Below are 279 nucleotides of genomic sequence, written 5' to 3' on the forward strand. Positions count from 1 at the left end.
GATCCGATCGGCACAGCGGCGGGATAGCGCTGTGAAGCGAGATTTCCTGGTCGGAGCCGCCGATGGTGCCATTCAGAACCCTGCTCGCCGCGCTTGAAACGATCGAGGACCCGCGTCGCCCGCAAGGGAGGCGCTATTCGATGAGCCACCTACTGCTGTTCTCAGTCCTGGCGGTCCTGGCTGGGGCAACCTCGTACCAGAGTATCGTCACCTTCATGGCGGTCCATCGTGAACGCCTCAACGCCACTTTCGGAGCCCGGCTCCGGCGTGCCCCGGCGG

Annotated in this window: 1 protein-coding gene; it reads left to right on the forward strand. The window is 64.9% G+C overall.

Features of this window, described 5'->3' with window-relative positions; translation table 11 throughout:
* Positions 1 to 62: 62 nt before the first annotated feature.
* The coding region (locus tag JT719_RS25710; RefSeq protein WP_207436438.1) for a transposase family protein at positions 63 to 279 on the forward strand (217 nt) is incomplete at its 3' end.

The sequence above is a fragment of the Sabulibacter ruber genome, from assembly GCF_017355955.1.
Lineage (GTDB): Bacteria > Bacteroidota > Bacteroidia > Cytophagales > Hymenobacteraceae > Nibribacter > Nibribacter ruber_A.